The sequence below is a fragment of the Pseudomonas sp. USTB-Z genome (assembly GCF_019691255.1).
In the GTDB taxonomy this organism is placed as follows: Bacteria; Pseudomonadota; Gammaproteobacteria; order Pseudomonadales; family Pseudomonadaceae; genus Aquipseudomonas; species Aquipseudomonas alloputida.
The window spans coordinates 1-21,908 of sequence record NZ_JAECZP010000035.1 but is presented as its reverse complement, the minus strand read 5'-3'; the positions used below and the strand labels follow the sequence as shown (position 1 = coordinate 21,908).

The 21,908-nt window shown below is 62.9% G+C and carries 17 protein-coding genes and 6 tRNA genes; 2 read left to right on the top strand and 21 right to left on the bottom strand.

All coding sequences use genetic code 11. The features are described 5' to 3' along the window. Nucleotides 1–63: 63 nt before the first annotated feature. From I8746_RS26170 to leuC, 9 genes are all read right to left on the bottom strand, one after another. The gene (locus I8746_RS26170; RefSeq protein ID WP_003247201.1) at nt 64–684 is read right to left on the bottom strand and encodes a phosphoribosylanthranilate isomerase; all 621 of its coding nucleotides are present in this window, start codon (nt 682–684) and stop codon (nt 64–66) included. Nucleotides 685–745: 61 nt separating this feature from the next. Further along, on the bottom strand, nt 746–1,606 hold the full coding sequence (truA, locus tag I8746_RS26165) for a tRNA pseudouridine(38-40) synthase TruA (RefSeq protein ID WP_033726402.1): 861 nt from the start codon (nt 1,604–1,606) through the stop codon (nt 746–748). Between the two features lie 137 nt (nt 1,607–1,743). Continuing rightward, on the bottom strand, nt 1,744–4,479 hold the full coding sequence (locus I8746_RS26160) for a FimV/HubP family polar landmark protein (protein ID WP_088513108.1): 2,736 nt from the start codon (nt 4,477–4,479) through the stop codon (nt 1,744–1,746). Nucleotides 4,480–4,550: 71 nt separating this feature from the next. After that, nucleotides 4,551–5,555, bottom strand: coding sequence for an aspartate-semialdehyde dehydrogenase (locus tag I8746_RS26155; RefSeq protein ID WP_014754044.1), 1,005 nt, complete (start codon nt 5,553–5,555; stop codon nt 4,551–4,553). Nucleotides 5,556–6,540: 985 nt separating this feature from the next. Then, entirely contained in the window at nt 6,541–7,653 is a 1,113-nt protein-coding gene (gene asd, locus I8746_RS26150) for an aspartate-semialdehyde dehydrogenase (protein WP_003247195.1), read from the bottom strand. Nucleotides 7,654–7,716: 63 nt separating this feature from the next. Further along, nucleotides 7,717–8,799, bottom strand: a complete 1,083-nt coding sequence (gene leuB, locus I8746_RS26145) for a 3-isopropylmalate dehydrogenase (protein WP_003247194.1) — start codon at nt 8,797–8,799, stop codon at nt 7,717–7,719. A gap of 54 nt (nt 8,800–8,853) precedes the next feature. After that, nucleotides 8,854–9,618, bottom strand: coding sequence for a class I SAM-dependent methyltransferase (locus I8746_RS26140; RefSeq protein WP_019752210.1), 765 nt, complete (start codon nt 9,616–9,618; stop codon nt 8,854–8,856). A 116-nt stretch (nt 9,619–9,734) separates the two neighbouring features. Continuing rightward, nucleotides 9,735–10,379, bottom strand: coding sequence for a 3-isopropylmalate dehydratase small subunit (gene leuD, locus I8746_RS26135; RefSeq protein ID WP_004576935.1), 645 nt, complete (start codon nt 10,377–10,379; stop codon nt 9,735–9,737). After that, on the bottom strand, nt 10,376–11,809 hold the full coding sequence (leuC, locus tag I8746_RS26130; RefSeq protein ID WP_088513104.1) for a 3-isopropylmalate dehydratase large subunit: 1,434 nt from the start codon (nt 11,807–11,809) through the stop codon (nt 10,376–10,378). The genes leuD and leuC overlap by 4 nt, the downstream gene beginning before the upstream one ends. A 131-nt stretch (nt 11,810–11,940) precedes the next feature. Here leuC and I8746_RS26125 point away from each other — a divergent pair, with 131 nt between their 5' ends. Both I8746_RS26125 and I8746_RS26120 read left to right on the top strand, forming a co-directional pair. After that, nucleotides 11,941–12,819: a LysR family transcriptional regulator gene (locus I8746_RS26125; RefSeq protein ID WP_161775419.1), complete on the top strand. Its 879-nt coding sequence runs from the start codon at nt 11,941–11,943 to the stop codon at nt 12,817–12,819. Nucleotides 12,820–12,880: 61 nt separating this feature from the next. Further along, on the top strand, nt 12,881–16,177 hold the full coding sequence (locus I8746_RS26120) for a bifunctional diguanylate cyclase/phosphodiesterase (protein ID WP_004576934.1): 3,297 nt from the start codon (nt 12,881–12,883) through the stop codon (nt 16,175–16,177). A gap of 89 nt (nt 16,178–16,266) precedes the next feature. On the opposite strand, the gene I8746_RS26115 is transcribed toward I8746_RS26120, so the two are convergent. The 12 genes from I8746_RS26115 to I8746_RS27690 all read right to left on the bottom strand — a co-directional run. Then, nucleotides 16,267–16,710 (bottom strand): Hsp20 family protein, encoded by a 444-nt coding sequence (locus tag I8746_RS26115; RefSeq protein ID WP_019437397.1) that lies wholly within the window; start codon nt 16,708–16,710, stop codon nt 16,267–16,269. A gap of 876 nt (nt 16,711–17,586) precedes the next feature. Then, the gene (locus I8746_RS26110; RefSeq protein WP_088513103.1) at nt 17,587–18,558 is read right to left on the bottom strand and encodes a tRNA-dihydrouridine synthase; all 972 of its coding nucleotides are present in this window, start codon (nt 18,556–18,558) and stop codon (nt 17,587–17,589) included. A gap of 51 nt (nt 18,559–18,609) precedes the next feature. Further along, the gene (locus I8746_RS26105; RefSeq protein ID WP_003247186.1) at nt 18,610–19,044 is read right to left on the bottom strand and encodes a thioesterase family protein; all 435 of its coding nucleotides are present in this window, start codon (nt 19,042–19,044) and stop codon (nt 18,610–18,612) included. Nucleotides 19,045–19,148: 104 nt separating this feature from the next. Further along, a complete protein-coding gene (locus I8746_RS26100) occupies nt 19,149–20,027 on the bottom strand; it encodes an alpha/beta fold hydrolase (RefSeq protein ID WP_088513102.1) in 879 nt (292 codons plus the stop codon). Nucleotides 20,028–20,042: 15 nt separating this feature from the next. Continuing rightward, nucleotides 20,043–20,582 carry a TetR/AcrR family transcriptional regulator gene (locus tag I8746_RS26095; protein WP_012053280.1) on the bottom strand — a complete coding sequence of 180 codons (540 nt, stop codon included), beginning with the start codon at nt 20,580–20,582 and terminating at the stop codon, nt 20,043–20,045. A gap of 170 nt (nt 20,583–20,752) precedes the next feature. Next, nucleotides 20,753–20,828: transfer RNA gene (locus tag I8746_RS26090), tRNA-Glu, on the bottom strand. A 42-nt stretch (nt 20,829–20,870) separates the two neighbouring features. Continuing rightward, nucleotides 20,871–20,946: transfer RNA gene (locus I8746_RS26085), tRNA-Ala, on the bottom strand. Between the two features lie 61 nt (nt 20,947–21,007). Further along, nucleotides 21,008–21,083: transfer RNA gene (locus tag I8746_RS26080), tRNA-Glu, on the bottom strand. A 42-nt stretch (nt 21,084–21,125) separates the two neighbouring features. Further along, a tRNA-Ala gene (locus tag I8746_RS26075) sits at nt 21,126–21,201 on the bottom strand. Between the two features lie 51 nt (nt 21,202–21,252). Then, nucleotides 21,253–21,328: transfer RNA gene (locus I8746_RS26070), tRNA-Glu, on the bottom strand. Between the two features lie 72 nt (nt 21,329–21,400). Next, a tRNA-Ala gene (locus I8746_RS26065) sits at nt 21,401–21,476 on the bottom strand. Nucleotides 21,477–21,831: 355 nt separating this feature from the next. Continuing rightward, on the bottom strand, nt 21,832–21,908 hold a 77-nt coding region (locus tag I8746_RS27690), incomplete at its 5' end, for an IS3 family transposase (RefSeq protein WP_409078028.1).

Below are 21,908 nucleotides of genomic sequence, written 5' to 3'. Positions count from 1 at the left end.
CAGCGGCCCGCAGGGCTGCGAAAGCTATGGACGATGGCGCGCAGCCAGCCGTCACATCTGCCATCAAGCCTGTTTCACCGCACGCATGAAGGCCTCGATCTTCGCCGCGTCCTTGATGCCCTTGGCCTGTTCGACGCCACCACTGACATCCACCGCATAAGGCTTTACCCGGGCAATGGCCTGGCCAACGTTATCGGCCGACAGCCCACCCGCGAGAATGATCGGCTTGCCAAGACGCGCCGGTACCAATGACCAGTCGAACGCCTCGCCGGTTCCCCCTGGCACGCCTGGCACATAGGTGTCCAATAAAATGCCGCGGGCACCCGCGTAACGCTGACAGGCCGCCTCCAGGTCATCGCCAGGGCGCACACGCAGGGCCTTGATCCAGGGGCGGTGGTAGCCTTCACAGTCCTGCGGGGTTTCATCGCCGTGAAACTGTAGCAGGTCCAGCGGAACCACTTCGAGGATCTCGTTCAGCTCACAGCGCGAGGCATTGACGAACAGCCCGACCGTGGTCACGAACGGCGGCAGCTCGGCAATGATCGCCCGCGCCTGGCGCACGTCCACCGCCCGCGGGCTCTTGGCATAGAAGACGAAGCCGATGGCATCGGCCCCCGCTTCGGCAGCGGCCAGTGCGTCTTCGATGCGGGTAATCCCGCAGATCTTGCTGCGAACATTGCTCATGGAACAAGAACCCTGATTGTTGCGGCGAAAGGGCGGATGTTAGCAAATGGCTTTTCGCTCGTCAGTCTGCCAACGCCTCGTAACCACTCAAAAAGTGTGGACCGATGTAACGCTTGGGCAACGCAAACGCTTCGGGGTACTCCACCTGCACCAGGTAAAGCCCGTATGGGTGGGCCGTTACCCCACCTTCACGGCGGTTGCGCCCTTCCAGCACCTCGCGCGCCCAGGCAACCGGACGCTCGCCGGCGCCGATGGCCATCAGCACACCGGCAATGTTACGCACCATGTGGTGCAGGAAGGCGGTGGCACGCACGTCCAGCACGATCATCTGGCCATGGCGGGTAACACGCAGGTGGTAGATGTGCTTGATCGGTGACTTGGCCTGACACTGGCTGGCACGGAAGGCGCTGAAGTCGTGGGTACCCAGCAGAAACTGCGCCGCCTCGGCCATGCGATCGACGTCCAGCGGACGGTGGTTCCAGGTCACCTCTTCGGCCAGGTGCGCCGGGCGAATCGGGTCGTTGTAGATGACGTAGCGGTAGCGCCGGGCGCAGGCCTTGAAGCGGGCATGAAAGTCGGCCGGCATTGGCCGCGACCAGACCACACTGATGTCGTGCGGCAGGTTGAAGTTGGTGCCCATGGTCCAGGCGCGCTCGTCACGCACGGCACGGGTATCGAAGTGCACGACCTGCCCGCAGCCGTGAACGCCGGCGTCGGTACGCCCGGCGCAGACCACCGAAATCGGCTCGTTGGCGACCTTGGACAGCGCTTGCTCCAGGGCTTGCTGGACACTCGGCACGCCGCTGGCCTGACGTTGCCAGCCGCGGTAGCGCGCGCCTTTGTATTCCACGCCCAGGGCGATGCGGGAGTAGCCTTCGGCCGCGGATTCGGCGGTAGCGGTGTCGATGATGTCCAAGAGCATGAAACCTGTGGGGTGTACGGAATGGCGGGGATTATAACGACAACGGCAGCCTCGTAGGGCTGCCGGTGGTTGCGCACTGCATGTGCGGGCCTCTTCGCGGGCGCGGTCAGCCCGCCAAGAGGCCTGACCTGCTTGCATCAGACCAGCCGGGAGAGCATGTCCTCGGCTTCCTGACGCTGGCTGTCGTCGCCATCCTTGACCACTTCGTCGAGGATGTCACGCGCGCCCTGGCTGTCACCCATGTCGATGTAGGCACGGGCCAGGTCGAGCTTGGTGGCGACTTCGTCACTGCCGGAGAAGAAGTCGAAGTCCAGGTCGTCCAAAGGCTCGGGCTCGGGCTGCGCCACCGCGTCTTCGCTGGTGAAGTGCGGCTCCAGCGATGGCGTTTCGAGGCTCTGCGACAGCTTGTCCAGCTCGGCGTTGACGTCATTGAGCTCCGAGGCAAAGCTCTTGGCGGCCGGCGAATCGTCTTCCAGCGACAGGGACAAGTCGAAGTCCGATGGCAGGTCGAACTCGGAGACCGGGTCAAACTCCGGCTCGCTGTCGAAGGCAGCCAGTTCGGACGCGACATCCAGTGGATCTTGCTCCAGCGCCTCCGGGGCAGCCGGGGCAACCGGCTCACTGACGTCGAGGTCGAAATCAGACAGGTCAACGGCAGGCTGAGGCTCGGCCTGAGCCAGCATGGCCTCGAAATCAGCGTCGGCGTCGGCTTGCAGCTCGGCATCCACGGCAAAGGGCTGTTCTTCTGGCTGAGCTTCTTCCTGTACGGGCTCATCCAGCACAGGCTCAGCGATTACCAGCTCGTCGGGTACGCCCCCCTGTGGGATCGGCTCTTCCAGCACGGACGCGGCCAGCGGGTCTTGATCGGCCAGGTCTTCACCCAGGCTCAGGTCGAAGGCGCTGTCCAGATCCTGCTCGGCCAGGTCCGTTGCATCGAGCGTTGGCACTTCATCGAAGGCGTCCAGCTCAGCGTCAGGCTCTGCTTGCGCGACAGCCTCTGGCTCAGCCTCCACGTGCGGCTCGAACCCAGACAACTCGTCAGGCACCACATCGGCAACCACCGGCGCTTCGGGCTCATCGTGCAGCAGCTCTTGCACGTACTGCTCATCCATTTCGGCAGCCAGCGCCGCCGCACCCAGGCCGGCAGCAGCCAGGCCGAGCATGGCGGGGTAACGCTCTTTCAGGCTGGCGACTTCAGCAACGTTCTGCTCGCTGGCCGGCAACTGACGCTCCTGTTCAGCGAACGCGCTCTGGTCACCCTGACGGGCGTACACGTCCATCAGCTTCAGGCGCAGGTCGTCACGCTCCGGCGCGGCGGCCACGGCGGGCTCCAACAGCTCGGTAGCACGATTAAGGCGGCCTTCGGCCAGGCATTGGTCAACTTGCGCCAGCAGCGCGGCGTGCGGGTCTGCTTGCGGCTCAGGCTCGGGTTCTGCCTCAGCGACCGGTTCTGCCACTTTTTCCGCAGCGACGGCAGCTGCGGCCGAAGCGGCAACCACAGCCGGCGACAGGGTTACGCCAGGCTCCCGGGCTTCGACGCCGTCGAAGCTCTCGGTATCGCTGTCGAAACCTGCGCCCTGCTCTTCTTCCAGCGCCCGCGCCATGCGCAGGTGCTTCTCGGCTTCTTGCTGGGCTTTGCGCTTGCGCGCCAGCAGCCACAGCAGCAGTGCCAGCACCAGAATGCTGGAACCGGCAATCACCCCCAAAAGCCACGGGTTGCCCAGGACCGAATCGAGCGTACCCTTCGGCTGGCTGGCGGGTGCTGGCTGGGCGTCCGGCACAGGCTTGGGTGCGGTATCGGCAGCAGCAGGCGCCGGATTGACCACGGGCTGCTCCGGAGTAGCGGCAGCCGCTGCCGATGCGTCTGCGCCCTGGCCTTCCAGGCGTGCCAACTGGTTGTTCTTCAGCTCGATCAGGCGCTGCAGCTTGTCCAGCTGACTCTGCAGGTCGGCCATGCGGCTTTTCAGTTCTTCGTTGTCGCGACGGCTGGTGTCCAGGCTTTCCTGGGCCATGGCCAGCTCGTCATTCAACGCCTTGGCCTGGCCTGCACCGGCCTGCTTGCCCGGGCTGACCAGGCGCAGGTTGTCGCCCTGGGCGATACGCGACGGTGCAGCTTCGGCGGCGCCACGGCGGGTGGCATCCAGCTGGCGGGCACGCGGCCCCAGGCGACGGCCTTCACGCCAGGCCGCATACTGCTCGGCCACCTCGCGGTTCGCTTCGCCCTGGGCGATGCTCTGGATCTGCTGCTGGTCGGGCAGGCGCAGTACCTGGCCAACCTTCAGCTGGTTGATGTTGTTGCCGATGAAGGCGTCCGGGTTCAATGCCTGGATCGCGATCATGGTCTGCTGGATCGACCCACCCTGGGTGTTACGCGCAGCAATCTGCCACAAGGTGTCGCGACGCTGGGTGGTGTAGTTGCTGGCACCGGTCATGGCCGGTGTGACATTGCCTGCCGCCGGCTTGTCGCCCTGCGCCTTGGCCTGGTCGAGCAGCACACTATAGTCACGCAGCAGACGGCCCTGCGGCCACATCACCTGCACCAGGAACTTGACCACCGGACCTGGCAGCGGCTGACTGGACGTCACGCGCAGCACACTTTTGCCGTTGGGGTTGATCACCGGTGTGAAGGTCAGGTCTTCGAGGTAGGTCGGAAACGCCACCCCGGCCTTGCTGAACTCTTCCGGTGGCGCCAGGCTCGGCGCCACCTCGGCGGCTTTGAGGTCGCGCACGTCGAGCAATTCGATCTCGGCGTCCAGCGGCTGATTCTGTGCCGACTTCAGGGTCAGCTCCCCCAGGCCCAGCGCATTCGCCATGCCAGACGACAGCGCGGATGCTGCAGCCATGGCCAGAACCAGTTTGCGAATTCGAAGCATGACCTCTTCCCTTGTATGAATCGTCCCGAAACCTGCATGCGGAGCAGGACAAAAGTGCTCGCCAGTATCTTTTACGGCATGTGTTTAATCAACAATTGCGCCACTTGCACGGCATTGAGCGCGGCGCCTTTGCGCACGTTGTCAGTGGTTAGCCAGAGGTTGAGTTGCTGGTCTTCATCAACACCGTGACGTACACGTCCAACATAGACCACGTCTTGGCCCACTGCGTCACCTACCGGGGTCGGATAATCATCGTTTTCCACCCGTTCGATGCTGTCGGCTGCCTCCAGGGCCTGGTTGACCGCTGCCAGGTCTACCGGGCGACGGCTTTGCACGGCCACACTGAAGCTATCGCCGAAAAACACCGGGACTTGAACACAGCTCACGGAAATCTTCAGGTCAGGCAGGCCCAGCAGCACGCGCAGTTCGCTGACCAGGCGGCGCTCCAGCGCGGTATGGCCCTGCTCGTCGGCAGCACCGACCTGGGCCAGCAGGTTGAATGCCACCTGGCGGTCGAAGAAGCGCGGCTCCAGCGGGCGGGCATTGAGCAGTTCGGCGGTTTGCCGGGCCAGCTCGCTGACCGCTTCACGGCCTTGCGCAGACACCGCCAACGCGGCCATCACTTGTACCCGCTCGATGTCCAGCAGGCCTTTGAGCGGCGCCAGCGCGACGGCCAGGGCTACTGCGGCCGAGCATGGGCTGACAATGCGCGCTGGCAACGACAGGCTGGCCAGGCGTTCGGCGTTGGCTTCCGGCACCAGGGCCAAGGCGTCGTCCAGGCCGCCGGACAGGTCGATGACCGTGCAGCCCGCCTGCAGCGCCTTGCCGGCAAAGCTGCGGCTGACGGCGGCGCCGGTGGCGAAGAAGGCCAGCTTGACCTGGGCGAAGTCGAAGCTGTCGACTTCGCGCACCTTCAGCTTCTTGCCAGCGAACATTACGCTGCTGCCCGCCGATTCCATGCTGGCCAGTAGGTGCAGGGTGGCAACCGGGAATGCCAGTTCCTCGAGGATCTGCACCAAGGCTTCACCGACGCTGCCGGTGGCGCCGACGACGGCGATATCCAAAGGGTGTGTCATGGAAGGGATCCTTTTGCTGTAAACGGCGGGGGCGGCACTTTACTCGGATTGTAGGGTTTTGTCTGTGCCTCCCCCAGCGTTGCCTATTGCTGTTGCTGTTGCTGTTGATCTTGATCTTGATCTTGATCTTGATCTTGATCTTGATCTTGATCTTGATCTTGATCTTCGCGACTTCAGGAGGCCGAACGCAGGCCTTGCGGAGGCAGGTGACGGGCATGGATGCCCGTCAAGCGCTGAGGCCCCAGGATGGGGCCTTCGGCGCGGTCCTGCCGGGAGCAAGGCCGGAGTGAGGGGACCCCGGAGCGCAGCGCAGGGGCCGGATGATGGGAGCGCAGCGTTTTTTGGTTACTTTTTGTCGCGCTTGACAAAAAGTGACTCGCCGTAAGGGCGAAAAGGTGAGTATGTGTCGCCATCGTGAATGGACTGTTCGCTGAGTCAAAACAGACGAATTTGCTTCTTGCTTCTTGCTTCTTGCTTCTTGCTTCTTGGATGTGGGCATTCACACCGAGTAGGTATTCATTCACGCAGGTGGCGCATAGTCACCTTTCCGCCCTTACGGCGGGTCCCTTTTTGTCGTGGCAAAAAGGAACCAAAAACCGTCGGCTCCCATCATCCGGCCCCTGCGCTACGCTCCGGGGTCCCCTCGCTCCCGGCTTGCTCCCGGGAGGACCGCGCTGCAGGCCCCATCCTGGGGCCCAGCGCTTGACGGGCATCCATGCCCGTCACCTCCCTCCGCAAGCCCTGCGCTCGGCCTCCTGAAGTCGCAATCTGCGTCGCCTGAACTACCGCGCACTTAGAAGCAACGGCAACGGCAACGGCAACGGCAAGAGCAAGGGCAAGGGCACTGTCAGAGCAGACATTTCGCCATTAAACAGCGGCATGACTTATCCGGCGATTAGGCCCGCGACTCAAATGCAAACCTTCAGGCATAAAAAAAATACCGCACTGTCACCAGTGCGGTATTTTTCAGGTAAAGCCTGAACGATCAACGCTCCAGCAGAATCCGCAACATGCGGCGCAGCGGTTCGGCGGCGCCCCACAGCAGCTGGTCACCCACGGTGAACGCGCCCAGGTACTGCGAACCCATGTTCAGCTTGCGCAGGCGACCAACCGGGATGTTCAGGGTGCCGGTGACCTTGGTAGGGGTCAGCTCCTGCATGCTGATTTCACGCTGGTTCGGCACCAGCTTCACCCAAGGGTTGTGCTGGCTGATCATGCCTTCGATGTCGGCGATCGGCACGTCCTTGTTCAGCTTGATGGTCAGCGCCTGGCTGTGGCAGCGCATGGCGCCGATGCGCACGCAGATGCCGTCGACCGGGATCGGGCTCTTGAAGCGACCGAGGATCTTGTTGGTTTCGGCCTGGGCCTTCCACTCTTCGCGGCTCTGACCGTTCGGCAGTTCCTTGTCGATCCACGGGATCAGGCTGCCCGCCAGCGGCACGCCGAAGTTCTCGGTCGGGAACGCTTCGCTGCGCATGGTCTCGGCAACCTTGCGGTCGATATCGAGGATGGCGCTGGCCGGGTTGGCCAGGTCATCGGCCACTGCCGCGTGGGTAGCACCCATCTGCTTGATCAGCTCGCGCATGTTCTGCGCGCCGGCACCCGAAGCCGCCTGGTAGGTCATGGCGCTCATCCACTCGACCAGACCGGCCTCGAACAGGCCACCCAAGCCCATCAGCATCAGGCTGACAGTGCAGTTGCCACCGATGTAGTTCTTGGTACCGGCGTCCAACTGCTGGTCGATGACCTTGCGGTTGACCGGGTCAAGGATGATCACCGCGTCATCCTGCATGCGCAGGGACGAAGCGGCGTCGATCCAGTAACCCTGCCAGCCGGCTTCACGCAGCTTGGGGAAGACCTCGTTGGTGTAGTCGCCGCCCTGGCAGGTCAGGATCACGTCGAGGGTCTTGAGTTCTTCAATCGAATAAGCGTCCTTGAGGGGCGCTGTATCCTTGCCCACGTTCGGACCCTGGCCACCAACATTGGAGGTAGTGAAGAACACCGGCTCGATAAGGTCGAAATCCTGCTCCTCCAGCATCCGCTGCATGAGCACGGAACCGACCATACCGCGCCAACCGATCAGACCTACACGTTTCATCGCAACTACACCTTTGCTAAAAGTGGGCCGCCACCGGGAATTTTGGGGGGCGGGCCAGAGAGATTACAGATTCCGCAGCGCTGCGACTACTGCGTCGCCCATTTCCTGCGTACCAACTTTGCGGCAGCCTTCCGAGAAGATGTCGCCGGTACGCAGCCCCTGGTCCAGAACCAGGCTCACGGCCTTCTCGATCGCCTCGGCGGCAGCCGACTGATTGAAGCTGTAACGCAACATCATCGACACCGACAGAATGGTCGCCAGTGGGTTGGCGATACCAAGGCCCGCGATGTCCGGTGCCGAGCCGTGGCAAGGCTCGTACATGCCTTTGTTGTCGGCATCCAGAGACGCCGAAGGCAGCATGCCGATGGAACCGGTCAACATGGAAGCTTCATCCGACAGAATGTCACCGAACATGTTGTCGGTCACCATCACGTCGAACTGTTTGGGGGCACGCACCAGCTGCATGGCAGCGTTGTCGACGTACATGTGGCTCAGTTCCACGTCCGGGTAGTCCTTGGCCACGTCTTCGACCACTTCACGCCACAGCTGGCTGGAGGCCAGAACGTTGGCCTTGTCCACCGAGCACAGCTTCTTGCCGCGCACGCGGGCCATGTCGAAGCCGACACGGGCAATGCGGCGCACTTCGCTTTCGCTGTACGGCAGGGTGTCGTAGGCCTGGCGTTCGCCACCTTCCAGCTCGCGCTGGCCACGCGGGGCACCGAAGTAGATGCCGCCGGTCAGCTCACGGACAATGAGGATGTCCAGGCCCGACACGATTTCCGGCTTCAGCGACGAGGCATCGGCCAGTTGCGGGTAAAGGATGGCTGGACGCAGGTTGGCGAACAGGCCCAGTTGCGAACGGATCTTCAGCAGGCCGCGCTCCGGGCGAATGTCTCGCTCGATCTTGTCCCACTTCGGCCCGCCAACAGCCCCCAGCAGCACCGCATCGGCCTTGCGCGCACGCTCCAGGGTTTCGTCGGCCAGCGGCACACCGTGCTTGTCGATGGCGGCGCCGCCGATCACGTCGTGCGCAAGGCTGAAGCCGAGCTGGAACTTGTCGTTGGCCAGCTCCAGTACCTTGACCGCTTCGGCCATGATTTCCGGGCCGATACCGTCACCTGGGAGAATCAGAATCTGCTTGCTCATGCTTTCCTCTATCCATTCACGCGGTGCGGCCAAGCGGGCCCCACCGAAAAGTGCTTAACGCTCGGCCCACAACACCAGCACATCCGTGCTGAATGAGCCGTCGGCCTCGATCTGGTAATACTGCCGTACTTCTTCGCCCATGGCTTGCTGCAACTGGCGGATGGCCACGCGCATCGGCTCGGGGGTGCGCATGCGCTCAACCCAGGTGCTCCACTCCAGGCGCAACGGTTGGCGGGTGTGGCTGCGCACGTGCAGGCCGGCTTCGCTGACCTGGCGTTGCCACTCGGCGGCGGAGTAGTCGCGCACGTGGCTGGTGTCGCGCAACACTTCGACCGTTTGCAGGTAAGTGTCGAGCAGCGGGCTGCCCGGCGACATCACATCGATGAACGCCGCCACACCACCGGGCTTGAGCACCCGGCGCACCTCGCGCAGGGCCAGGCCCAGGTCGCTCCAGTGGTGGGCCGAATAACGGCTGAAGACAAAGTCGAACGACGCATCGGCGAACGGCAGGCGTTCGGCAGCGCCGCGTTCGGTCATGATATTGGCCAGACCACGCTCGGCGGCGGCGCTGGCGACCACGTCGAGCATGGACTGCGAGAGGTCGTAGGCGACCACTTCGGCAACCAGCGGGGCGACGTGGAAGCTGACATGACCGGCACCGCAGCCCAGGTCCAGCACGCGGGCATGGGCCTGCCCTGCCAGCTCAGCCTGCAGCAGGGCGAATTCACTGCCTTGGGCGTGCACGGCGCTGCTGAGGTAGGCGCTGGCCTGCTCGCCGAACTGGCGTTGGACCACATCGATGTGCTGGGTGCTGGTCATGTCTCGTTCCTTTAGATTTTTGTTGCCTGTGCCGGCCTCTTCGCGGGTAAACCCGCGCCTACAACGACCGCGTAACCCTCTGCCCGCGAAGAGGCCCGCACTGTCACCTACGAACTTCAGGCATCACGGAACAGCCAAGGCTGGCTGGCGCGGTGCTTGCTTTCGAAGGCCTTGATCGCGTCGCTGTCCTGCAGGGTCAGGCCGATATCGTCCAAACCGTTGAGCAGGCAGTGCTTGCGGAATGCATCGATTTCGAAGTGCAGCACCTTGCCATCTGGGCGGGTCACCGCCTGCGCCTGCAGGTCGATGGTCAGCTGGTAGCCCGGGTTGGCTTCGACCTGTTTGAACAGCTCGTCGACTTCCTCATCGCTCAGAATGATCGGCAGCAAGCCGTTCTTGAAGCTGTTGTTGAAGAAAATGTCGGCAAAGCTTGGCGCAATGATGCTGCGGAAGCCGTACTCGTCCAGCGCCCAAGGGGCATGTTCACGGCTGGAGCCGCAACCAAAGTTCTCCCGCGCCAGCAACACGCTGGCGCCCTGGTAGCGCGCGTGGTTGAGCACGAACTCCTCGTTGACCGGGCGCTTGCTATTGTCCTGGTAGGGCTGACCCACGTCCAGGTAACGCCACTCGTCGAACAGGTTCGGGCCAAAGCCGGTGCGCTTGATCGATTTCAAGAACTGCTTTGGGATGATCTGGTCGGTGTCGACATTGGCACGGTCCAACGGTGCGACGAGGCCAGTGTGCTGGGTAAAGGCTTTCATGCTGCGCTCCCTTGGATCAACTCGCGGACATCGATGAAGTGGCCGGCTACCGCGGCAGCGGCGGCCATGGCCGGACTGACCAGGTGGGTACGGCCACCGGCGCCCTGACGGCCTTCGAAGTTGCGGTTGGAGGTGGACGCGCAATGCTCGCCGCTTTCCAGGCGGTCCGGGTTCATCGCCAGGCACATCGAGCAGCCTGGTTCACGCCATTCGAAACCGGCTTCGAGGAAGATCTTGTCCAGGCCTTCACGCTCGGCCTGGGCCTTGACCAGACCCGAACCCGGCACGACGATGGCTTGCTTGACGCTGGCGGCCACCTTGCGACCCTTGGCGATTTCCGCCGCAGCGCGCAGGTCCTCGATTCGCGAGTTGGTGCACGAGCCGATGAACACACGGTCCAACTTGATGTCGGTGATCGCCTGGTTGGCGGTCAGCCCCATGTACTTCAAGGCACGCTCGATCGAACCACGCTTGACCAGGTCGGCTTCGGCCGCCGGATCCGGTACGCGCTGGTCGACGGCCAGAACCATCTCGGGCGAAGTGCCCCAGCTGACCTGTGGCTTGATCTGGCTGGCATCCAGCTCGACCACGGTGTCGAATACGGCATCGTCATCCGACACCAGGTTTTTCCACGATTCAACCGCTTGCTTCCACTGCTCGCCCTTCGGCGCGTACGGGCGCCCTTCGACGTAGGCAACGGTAGTGGCATCGGTCGCCACCAAGCCAACGCGGGCACCGGCTTCGATGGACATGTTGCAGATGGTCATGCGGCCTTCCATCGACAATTCGCGAATGGCACTGCCAGCGAACTCCATGGCGTGACCGTTGCCACCGGCAGTGCCGATCTTGCCGATCACGGCCAGGACAATATCCTTGGCGGTGACGCCGGCCGGCAATTGGCCTTCCACGCGCACCAGCATGTTCTTCATCTTCTTGGCGACCAGGCACTGGGTGGCGAGCACGTGCTCGACCTCGGAGGTGCCGATGCCGTGGGCCAGGGCACCGAAAGCGCCGTGGGTGGAGGTGTGCGAGTCACCGCAGACCACGGTCATGCCCGGCAAGGTGGCGCCCTGCTCCGGGCTGATGACGTGGACGATGCCCTGGCGCTCGTCATTCATCTTGAATTCGACGATGCCGTATTCGTCACAGTTCTCGTCGAGGGTCTGCACCTGCAGGCGCGAAACCTGGTCGACGATCGCCTCGATACCGCCCTTGCGCTCTGGCGTGGTCGGCACGTTGTGGTCCGGCGTGGCGATGTTGGCGTCGATACGCCACGGTTTGCGATTGGCCAGGCGCAGGCCTTCGAAGGCCTGGGGCGACGTCACTTCGTGGATGATGTGGCGGTCGATGTAGATCAAGGACGAGCCGTCATCACGGCGCTTGACCTCATGGGCTTCCCAGAGTTTGTCGTAGAGCGTTTTGCCAGCCATCAGACTGTTCCTCATCAGCGTCTTTCTATGCCAAAGACCCCTTGGCTTGTACGGACGATGCTAGGGGGTTAGATTGAATAACTCAAATTCATAATTTTTATGCTTTGGATAACCCAAAGGAATACGACACCATGGACCTGGCCAACCTCAGCGCCTTCATCGCCATTGCCGAAACCGGTAGCTTTTCGGGCGCAGCCGAACGCCTGTTCCTGACCCAGCCGGCCATCAGCAAACGCATCGCCGGCCTGGAGCAGCAACTGGACGTGCGCCTGTTCGACCGCCTGGGCCGCGAGGTAACCCTGACTGAAGCCGGGCGCGCACTGCTGCCGCGGGCCTACCAGATCCTCAACGTCCTGGATGATACCCGACGGGCGCTGACCAATCTGACCGGGGCCGTGAGCGGTCGCCTGACCCTGGCCACCAGCCACCACATCGGCCTGCACCGCCTGCCCCCGTTGTTACGGACTTTCACCCGCCAGTACCCCGCAGTGGCACTGGATATTCAGTTCATGGATTCGGAACAGGCCTACGACGAGATTTTGCATGGCCGCGCCGAAATCGCCGTGATCACCCTGGCGCCCGAGCCACACCACTTGGTCAAGGCCGTGCCGGTGTGGGATGACGCCCTGGACTTTGTCGCCGCCCCCGAGCACCCGCTGGCCAACAACCAGGCGGTCAGCCTGGCTGACGTCGCCCGCCACCCGGCGGTATTTCCCGGCGGCAATACCTTTACCCACCATATTGTCCAGCGCCTGTTCGAAAGCCAGGGCCTGACGCCGAACATCGCCATGAGCACCAACTACCTGGAAACTATCAAGATGATGGTATCGATCGGCCTGGCCTGGAGCGTGCTGCCACGCACCATGCTCGACGAACAGGTTTCACCCATCGCTTTGCCCGGCATACAGCTGTCGCGCCAGCTAGGCTACATTCTGCACACGGAGCGTACGCTATCGAATGCGGCCAGGGCATTCATGGCCCTGCTCGACAGTCACTCAGGGCCCGCATGACTGGCTGTCAGCCAGCTATTCCGATTCCAAGGACACGTCATACGCCAAAGGTCTGGTACCGATGCCCAAATCAGCAAACCGCTTTTTGCGCCTGCCGCGCATACCTGCAGCTGATCCCCAGGAGTCCGAGCAGGCCTGGCAGAACGCCCCGCAACTGCTGGCAGCGCTCAACGGTGCGCGCCTGGGTGCCTGGCTATGGGATATCGAAAGCGGCAGGGTCAGTTGGTCGCGGGGCACCCAGGCCCTGTTCGGTTTCGATCCACAACGGCCACTGCCCGCCGATATCGATTACCTCGACCTGCTGCCCGAGGAGGACCGCGCCCGCACGCGTCAGGTGTTCCAGGCGGTGGTCAATGGCGAGCCGGTGGAGCAAGCCATGCGCCACCGTATCCGCTGGCCGGACGGCAGCCTGCACTGGCTGGAGATCAACGGCAGCCTGACCCACGACCCGCACGGCCGACCGCAGATGATCGGCGTGATCCGCGAGATCACCCGCCAGCGCGAACGGGAAACAGCACTGATCAATTCGGAAAAGCGCTTCGCCACGCTGTTCCACCTGAGCCCCAACGCCATTTTGCTGACCCGTCGCCACGATGGCATGATCTTCGAGGTCAACCAGCACTTCGAAAACATGTTCGGCTGGCCCGGCAGCCAGGTGATCGGCAAGACCAGCCTGGAACTGGGCCTGTGGGTCAACCCCGAACAGCGCCACCAGATCATGGAGTCGACCCGCGCCAACGGCGGCCCGTTGATCATGGAGGTGCAATTTCGCGCGACCAGCGGCAAGGTGCATGACGGCATCCTGTGCACCCAGGGCATCGAGCTGGAAGGCGTGACCTTCCTGATCAGTACATTCGTCGACACCACCGAACGCAAGCGTGCCGAGCAGGCCCTGAAGGACAGCCAGGAGCGGCTGGACCTGGCCCTGGACTCGGCGCAACTGGGCACCTGGGACTGGCACATCCCAAGCGGCATGCTCTACGGCTCAGCCCGCGCGGCGCAGCTGCATGGCTTGCCGCCCATCCCTTTTCATGAATCGTTCGATGCGTTCTTCGAAGGTGTGCCGGAGCAAGAGCGCAACTCGATGCGACAGGCCTACCGCAGCCTGCGCGAAGGGCCTGCCGGCAACTATCAGATCACCTACCGGGTGCAGTTGGAAAACGGCACTTCACGCTACATCGAAAGCCGCGCGCGGCTGTACCGCGACGACCAGGGCATCCCCCTGCGCATGGCGGGCACCTTGCTCGACATCACCGATCAGGTGGAGCGCGAACAGCGCCTGAGCGCCTCGGAAGAGAAGTTTGCCAGCCTGTTCCAGGTCAGCCCCGACCCGATCTGCGTCACCCGCCAGGACACTGGCCAGTTCATCGAGATCAATCCGGCGTTCACCCAGACCTTCGGCTGGAGCAGCGAGCAGGTGCTTGGGCGTACCGCAGAGGAGATCGGCCTGTGGGCCGAGTCCGTCGAGCGCGCCAAACGTATCGAGCAGGTGATCCGCGAACAGGCCTTGAGCAACGTCGCCGTGGTACTCAACCACCGCAATGGCGCCCCGATGACCTGTGTGATTTCCAGCCGCCTGATCACCGTCGACGACCAGCCCTGCAGCGTGACCACCCTGCGCGACATCACCCAGCAACAACGCGCCGAAGCCGCGCTGAAGTCCAGCGAGGAGAAGTTCGCCAAGGCCTTCCACTCCAGCCCCGATGCCATCACCATCACCGAACGCCACAGCGGCCGCTACCTGGAGATCAACGACGGCTTCTGCCGCCTGACCGGCTACAGCACTGCCGACGTGATCGGCCACACGGTGTATGAGATCGGCATCTGGGCCGACGACAAGCAGCGCAGCGCGCTGCTGGCCGAATTGCACGAGCGCGGCCGGGTACACCACCGCGAGATGCTCGGGCGCAACAAGCGTGGCGATATCCTCACGGTCGAGGTTTCGGTGGAACCGATCACCCTCAACGAAGTGGATTGCCTGCTGCTGACCGCCCGCGACGTCAGCCAGCTGAAGAACGCCCAGGCGCAGATACGCCACCTGGCCTATCACGACCCGCTGACCAACCTGCCCAACCGCGCCTTGCTGATGGACCGCCTGAGCCAGCAGATCGCCCTGCTCAAGCGTCATAACCTGCGTGGCGCCCTGCTGTTCCTCGACCTCGACCACTTCAAGCACATCAACGATTCGCTGGGCCACCCGGTGGGCGACACTGTGCTGAAGATCATCACCGCCCGCCTTGAGGCCAGCGTGCGCCTGGAGGACACCGTGGCGCGTCTGGGGGGCGACGAATTCGTGGTGCTGCTCAGCGGCCTGGAAGGGAGTCGCGAACACGTGGAGGAGAAAGTGCGCGAGCTGGCCGACACCCTGCGCGAACTGCTGGCCGAGCCAATGTCACTGGATGGCCAGCGCCTGCAGGTAACGCCCAGCATCGGCGTGGCGCTGATCCCCGACCACGGCACCACACCGGCCGACCTGCTCAAGCGTGCCGATATCGCCCTGTACCGGGCCAAGGACTCCGGTCGCAACACCACACAGCTGTTCCACACCACCATGCAGAAGGCCGCCAGCGAGCGCCTGCGCATGGAAAACGACCTGCGCCTGGCCCTGGCCCGTGGCGAACTGGCGCTGCACTTCCAGCCGCAGGTGGATGCCCGCGACAACCGCATCGTCGGTGCTGAAGTACTGCTGCGCTGGCACCACCCGCTACTGGGCCAGCAACCGCCCTCGCAGTTCATTCAGGTACTGGAAGAAAGCGGCCTGATCCTTGAAGTTGGCAGCTGGATTCTCGACGAAGCCTGCGACGCCTGCGCCCGCATGCTCACCGACGGGTTGATCGACGCTGATGATTTCAGCCTGTGCGTGAACATAAGCCCGCGACAGTTCCGCCAGAACGACTTTGTCGGGCGGGTGCTGCGCAGCCTGGACGATTACCGCCTGCCGCGACAGATGCTGACGCTGGAAATCACGGAAGGCATCGTCATCCAGAACCTGGAAGACACCATCAGCAAGATGCGCGAGCTGAAGCGCTACGGGGTGAGTTTTGCCATGGATGACTTCGGCACCGGCTATTCCTCGCTGACTTACCTGAAGCGCCTGCCGGTCGATGCGCTGAAGATCGACCAGAGCTTCGTGCGCGATGCACCGGTCGACCCCAACGACGCAGAAATTGTCCGCGCCATTGTCGCCATGGCGCGCAGCCTGGACCTGGCGGTGATTGCCGAAGGGGTAGAGCTGACCGAACAGCTGGCGTTTCTCGAGCGGCTGGGGTGCCATCTGTACCAGGGTTATCTGCACAGCCGGCCATTGCCGTTGCTGGAGTTTCGGCAGATGTTGCTGGAGGCGCCGGCAGATTACTGATCGCATGACGGCCGCGCGCCTACACGGGACCGCGTGAGAAGCACGAAAAAGGGCACCTCTGGAGGTGCCCTTTTTTCAATGCTGCGCGGTCAGTTCAGCGCTGGTTTCTCGCCATTGATCGGAATGCGCTTGGCCTTGGCTTCTTCAGGCACGATGCGCAGCAGGTCGATGCTGAGCAGGCCATTGGCCAGGCCGGCAGCCTTCACTTCGATGTGATCTGCCAGGCGGAACGACAGCTTGAAGGCGCGTTGTGCGATACCCTGGTGCAGGTAGGTCACTTCAGCGGCGCTATTGTCGCGCTTGCCACCGGTCACGGTCAGGACACCTTTTTCGACCTGCAGGTCGAGGTCTTCTTCCTGGAAACCAGCTGCAGCAACCACGATGCGGTAGTGGTCATCGCCATGCTTTTCCACGTTATAGGGCGGGTAGCTGCTACCGGCCTCGTTACGTGCCGCGGATTCGAACAGGTCGTTGAAACGGTCGAAACCAACGGAATGACGGAACAGTGGAGCAAGAGAGAAAGCAGTAGTCATGGTCATAAACTCCTGAGATTCAGCAAGTAAGTCATTACGCGACCCGGCTTCGGCATCGCGTACTCAAAAGATATGGCCGAGGGAAACGCTTTCAAGGGGCAAACAGAAAAAATTTGATTTTTTTGCACGGGGCCTGATGGCCTATTTGCCGGTCAACCCGCCCCTACAACGACCTGCGCCGAACCACCGATGCGTGTGTGTGTAGGAGCGGGTTTACCCGCGAATACGGTAGCGGCGGCAACGGTGAACGGCCGGTGGAAATTGGCCAGCAGGCCCGGCCCTTTCGCGGGTGAACCCGCTCCTACGACGAACTGTGCCCAACCACGGATGCGTGTGTGTTTGTAGGAGCGGGCTTGCCCGCGAATACGGTGGCGGCAGCAACGGTGAACGGCAGGTGGTAATTGGCCAGCAGGCCCGGCCTCTTCGCGGGTAAACCCGCTCCTACGACGACCTGTGCCCAACCACCGATGTGTGTGTAGGAGCGGGCTTGCCCGCGAATACGGTGGCGGCAGCAACGGTGAACGGCAGGTGGTAATTGGCCAGCAGGCCCGGCCCTTTCGCGGGTGAACCCGCTCCTACGACGACCTGTGCCCAACCACCGATGTGTGTAGGAGCGGGTTTACCCGCGAATACGGTGGCAGCGGCAACGGTGAACGGAAGATGGAGATTGGCCAGCTGGGCCGGCCTCTTCGCGGGTGAACCCGCTCCTACGACGACCTGTGCCCAACCACCGATGCGTGTGTGTGTAGGAGCGGGCTTGCCCGCGAATACGGTAGCGGCGGCAACGGTGAACGGCCGGTGGAAATTGGCCAGCAGGCCCGGTCCTTTCGCGGGTGACCCCGCGCCTACAGGTGCAGTACCCGCGTAGAGCCCTGCTCAGGCGACGCAAGCCTCCAACGCTTGCGCCTCAACCCCCAGCAACCGGCTGATCCGCGCGCAGTCATCTTCCCGGCGCAACTCGGCAAACAACACCACCGCTTCGGGGTAACTGCGAGTCAGCATCGCCAGCCACTGCTTCATCCGCCCCGGCGCATAACGCGGCGACAATTTGGCCTGGGCCTGGCGCCAGAACTCACGCAACAGTGGCAACAATTCATGCCAGCTCATCGGCTGATAGTCGCGCCCGTCCCGCGCCGCTGCAATCTGCAGGCCCAGGTCCGGGCGCGATACCAGCCCACGCCCGAGCATGATGTCTTCAGCGCCACTGACCTCGCGGCAACGCCGCCAGTCATCGACCGTCCAGATCTCGCCATTGGCAAACACCGGCACCTTGACCACATCCTGCACCCGCGCCACCCACTCCCAGTGCGCTGGCGGCTTGTAGCCCTCAACCTTGGTCCGTGCGTGCACCACCAGGTGTGCCGAACCGCCCTCGGCCAGCGCCGTGGCGCACTCCAGTGCCCCATCGGGGCTGTCGAAGCCCAGACGCATCTTCGAGGTCACCGGAATGTTCGCCGGCACCGCACGCCGCACTTCACGCACAATGGCGTGCAGCAACTCCGGCTCTTTGAGCAGTACCGCGCCACCGCGCGACTTGTTCACCGTCTTTGCCGGGCAACCGAAGTTCAGGTCGATCACCGGCGCCCCAAGCTCGCAAGCCAGTGCGGCGTTTTCCGCCAGGCATACCGGGTCCGAACCCAGCAATTGCACGCGCATGGGCACACCGGCAGCCGTGCGCGCGCCCTGACGCAGTTCAGGCGCCAGCTTGTCGAACGAGGACGCCGGCAGCAGGCGGTCGCACACGCGAATGAACTCGGTGACGCACCAGTCGATACCGCCCACACGGGTCAATACGTCGCGCAGGATGTTGTCGACCAGCCCCTCCATCGGGGCCAGAGCAATTTGCATGTCGGGGTCTCAGCGGAAAAAGCCGGCAGTTTAACAAAAAATGCCGGCGACTCAGGCGCCGATCAGCGCCGGACCGTAACCTTCGACGAATTCCGCCGGCATGCGCCTGGGCTTGCCGCTGGACAGCTCGATGCAGGCAAAGGTGGTTTGCGCACGCAGCAGCGTCACACCATCGCGCGGGCGCTTGAGCTGAAACCGCCGCGTCATGCGCAGGCGTTGGTCCCAGTCAATGATCCAGGTGGCCAGCTGCAGCTCATCGTCTTCATAGGCGGCGGCCAGGTAGTCGATTTCGTGGCGCACCACCGCCATCGCCCGGTCAAGGCGCCGGTACTCGGCCAGGTCCAGCCCCAGACGCTGGGAGTGGCGCCAGGCGCAGCGCTCAAGCCAGGTGACGTAGACGGCATTGTTGGCGTGGCCAAGGCCGTCGATGTCCTCGCTGCCGACGCGCAGGTCGATGACGAAGGGTGTTGCCAGGTCCCAGCTCATTTTCGCTTCCTTGGCGCAAAAGGCGATTTAGCAGCGATCTGCGGGGCAATGTCCAGCCCCAGCGAGCCTGAAGCGGTCGTTGTAGGAGCGGGCTTGCCCGCGAATCAGACACCGCGGTGGGTGGCACCGGCGATGCCGATGTTCGCGGCTGAAGCCGCCCCGACACTGACCGCTTCAGCCCGAGCCAGCAATTCGAGCACGGCGTCGCTCAGCCGCGGGTCGGCGAGCACTCGCTGGTGACCACCCCCTTCCAGCAGCATCAGCCGGCTGTCGAACCAGGCCTTGTGGATCACATGTGCCTCATCTGCGGGCACAAGAGCATCATCGGCAGCATGCACCACCAGCCCCGGCAGTTCCAGCTGGTAACCCGTGACATCCAGCCGCGCAATCTGCATGCCCACATCGCGCTCGATCTGGCGAATGAACGCTGCCCGTGCCCGGGCTGGCAGCCCCAGGCGATGGGCAAAACCACGCAACACACCAAGCAACCGCGCCGGCGCTGCAATGCTGACAGCCGCCTCTGTACGCAGCCCCATCTGCAGGGCCAACAACACGCTGGCACCGCCCATGGAATGACCTATGACCGCACGCAAGGGCGGCAACTCAGCCGCAGCCTCAAGCAGCGCCCGGGCAAACAGCACCACATTCGCTTGCTCGCCAGGCGAACGACCATGCCCAGGCCCTTCCAGCGACACCACCGTATGCCCTGCCTGAACCAAGGCCTCGATCAAGGCGGCAAATTGCGTCGGGCGCCCTTCCCAACCGTGCATCAGCAGCACGGTCGGCCCTTGACCCCAGCGCAAGGCAGACAAACCGAAGCGCAGTGTAATGCGCTCGGCGCTGGCCAGCACGGGCAGCTCCCAATCCCGGGGCGGCAGGTTGCGCGGGGTCATGAAGGCACGGCGCATCTTGCCCGCGACATGCTCGGGGGCCAGGCGGCCCAAGGTGCCATTGACACCGCGAATCCAGCTCAGGGTGGTCATCGCCATGCTCCAGGGTTAAAGCACCGCCGATTTGGCGGCGCGCAGAATACGGTCAGACAGGTCACTGGTCCCCAAGGCCCGGGCCAGCGCCAGCCCTCCCACCATCAGGGCCAGGTCGGCCAGCGCTTTGTCGGCATCCTCAGGGCGGTCGACCATCGCGGCAGTCATCAACTCGATGTGCTCGGCCAGCACCTCGCGGAAGACCTCCGGCAGGCGCTGCATTTCGCCCAACGCGTTAGGCAGCGGGCAAGCATGTACTTCGCAGTCCCGGTGCTTGCGCGAGAGGTAGAAGGCCCCGGCCAGCGCTCGCCGCCCGGCGCCATCGAGATTGGGGTCGACCTGAGCGAGCAAGGCACGGCGCTCACCCAACAACTGGCGGAACGCCTCGAGCATCAGCTCATCCTTGCTGTCGAAGTGCGCATAGAAGCCGCCGACGGTCAGGCCTGCCGCACCCATCACCTGGCTGACGCTGGGCTCGGCCGGGCCGTGCTGGATCAGCGCACTGCGCGCAGCTTCCAGAATGCGTTCGCGGGTTTTGCTCTTCTTGTCGCTCATCTGGCACACACCACACAAAATATGATGATCGAAATATTATTCCCATCATATTTTTTGGCAAGCAAAATGTGCGGCCGTTTGTCGGGGGCAAATTATTGAGAAGGGAAAAAACAAAAGGCCCATTCAATAAGCGAATGAGCCTTTAAAGTCCCGCAAAACGCGGGTAAACGTGGCGTCCCCTAGGGGACTCGAACCCCTGTTACCGCCGTGAAAGGGCGGTGTCCTAGGCCACTAGACGAAGGGGACGTAACCTTCGCGAAGATCCACTTGCGTGAACCCTGGCAGAAATGGTGGAGCTAAGCGGGATCGAACCGCTGACCTCCTGCATGCCATGCAGGCGCTCTCCCAGCTGAGCTATAGCCCCGAAACAAAAGGCTCATCAATAGTCGACGAGCCTTTTAAAGCCCTGCAAAACGCAGGAAAAGTGGCGTCCCCTAGGGGACTCGAACCCCTGTTACCGCCGTGAAAGGGCGGTGTCCTAGGCCACTAGACGAAGGGGACGTAACCTTCGTGCCGATCCGCTAACGCGAACCGCGGCAAAATTGGTGGAGCTAAGCGGGATCGAACCGCTGACCTCCTGCATGCCATGCAGGCGCTCTCCCAGCTGAGCTATAGCCCCGGATTTCTAGCCTCGCGGCCCAGCGACATAACAACATCGCTTGTGTAAAACTGGCGTCCCCTAGGGGACTCGAACCCCTGTTACCGCCGTGAAAGGGCGGTGTCCTAGGCCACTAGACGAAGGGGACGAACCTTCTTACCTTCAAGACCTGGTTGCTGGACCCGGTCTTGCTTATCAGCCTTGGCTGCTAAGCGGAATTTGGTGGAGCTAAGCGGGATCGAACCGCTGACCTCCTGCATGCCATGCAGGCGCTCTCCCAGCTGAGCTATAGCCCCACAATGTCGCTTTGAACTGAACCGCTGGCTGGGTGCCTGGCGTTTCGTTTTCGTTCATCGCTGTGGACGGGGCGCATATTAAGTTCGGATTGCAGGGCTGTCAAACTAATTTTTAAAAATATCCAAAAATTTTTTCACAGATAACAATCACTTACCGCCCTGCTCCACTCAATCCGGCTACTTGGTCCTCAGGGAAATGCCTGTGGGAGCGGCCTTGTGTCGCGAAAGGGCCGCAAAGCGGCCCCGACGGATTTGTGTCGAGTCAAAGATTGTGGGGCCGCGTTGCAGTCCTTTCGCGACACAAGGCCGCTCCCACAGTGCTCTGAGCTGCGCCCCAGATGTTGGACGGTCGGTGCTAGGCTACCTCAGCTTGAGTTCTGTAAGCCACAGGACTCAGGCCGTTGAGTTTCATTTTAATGCGGTCATGGTTGT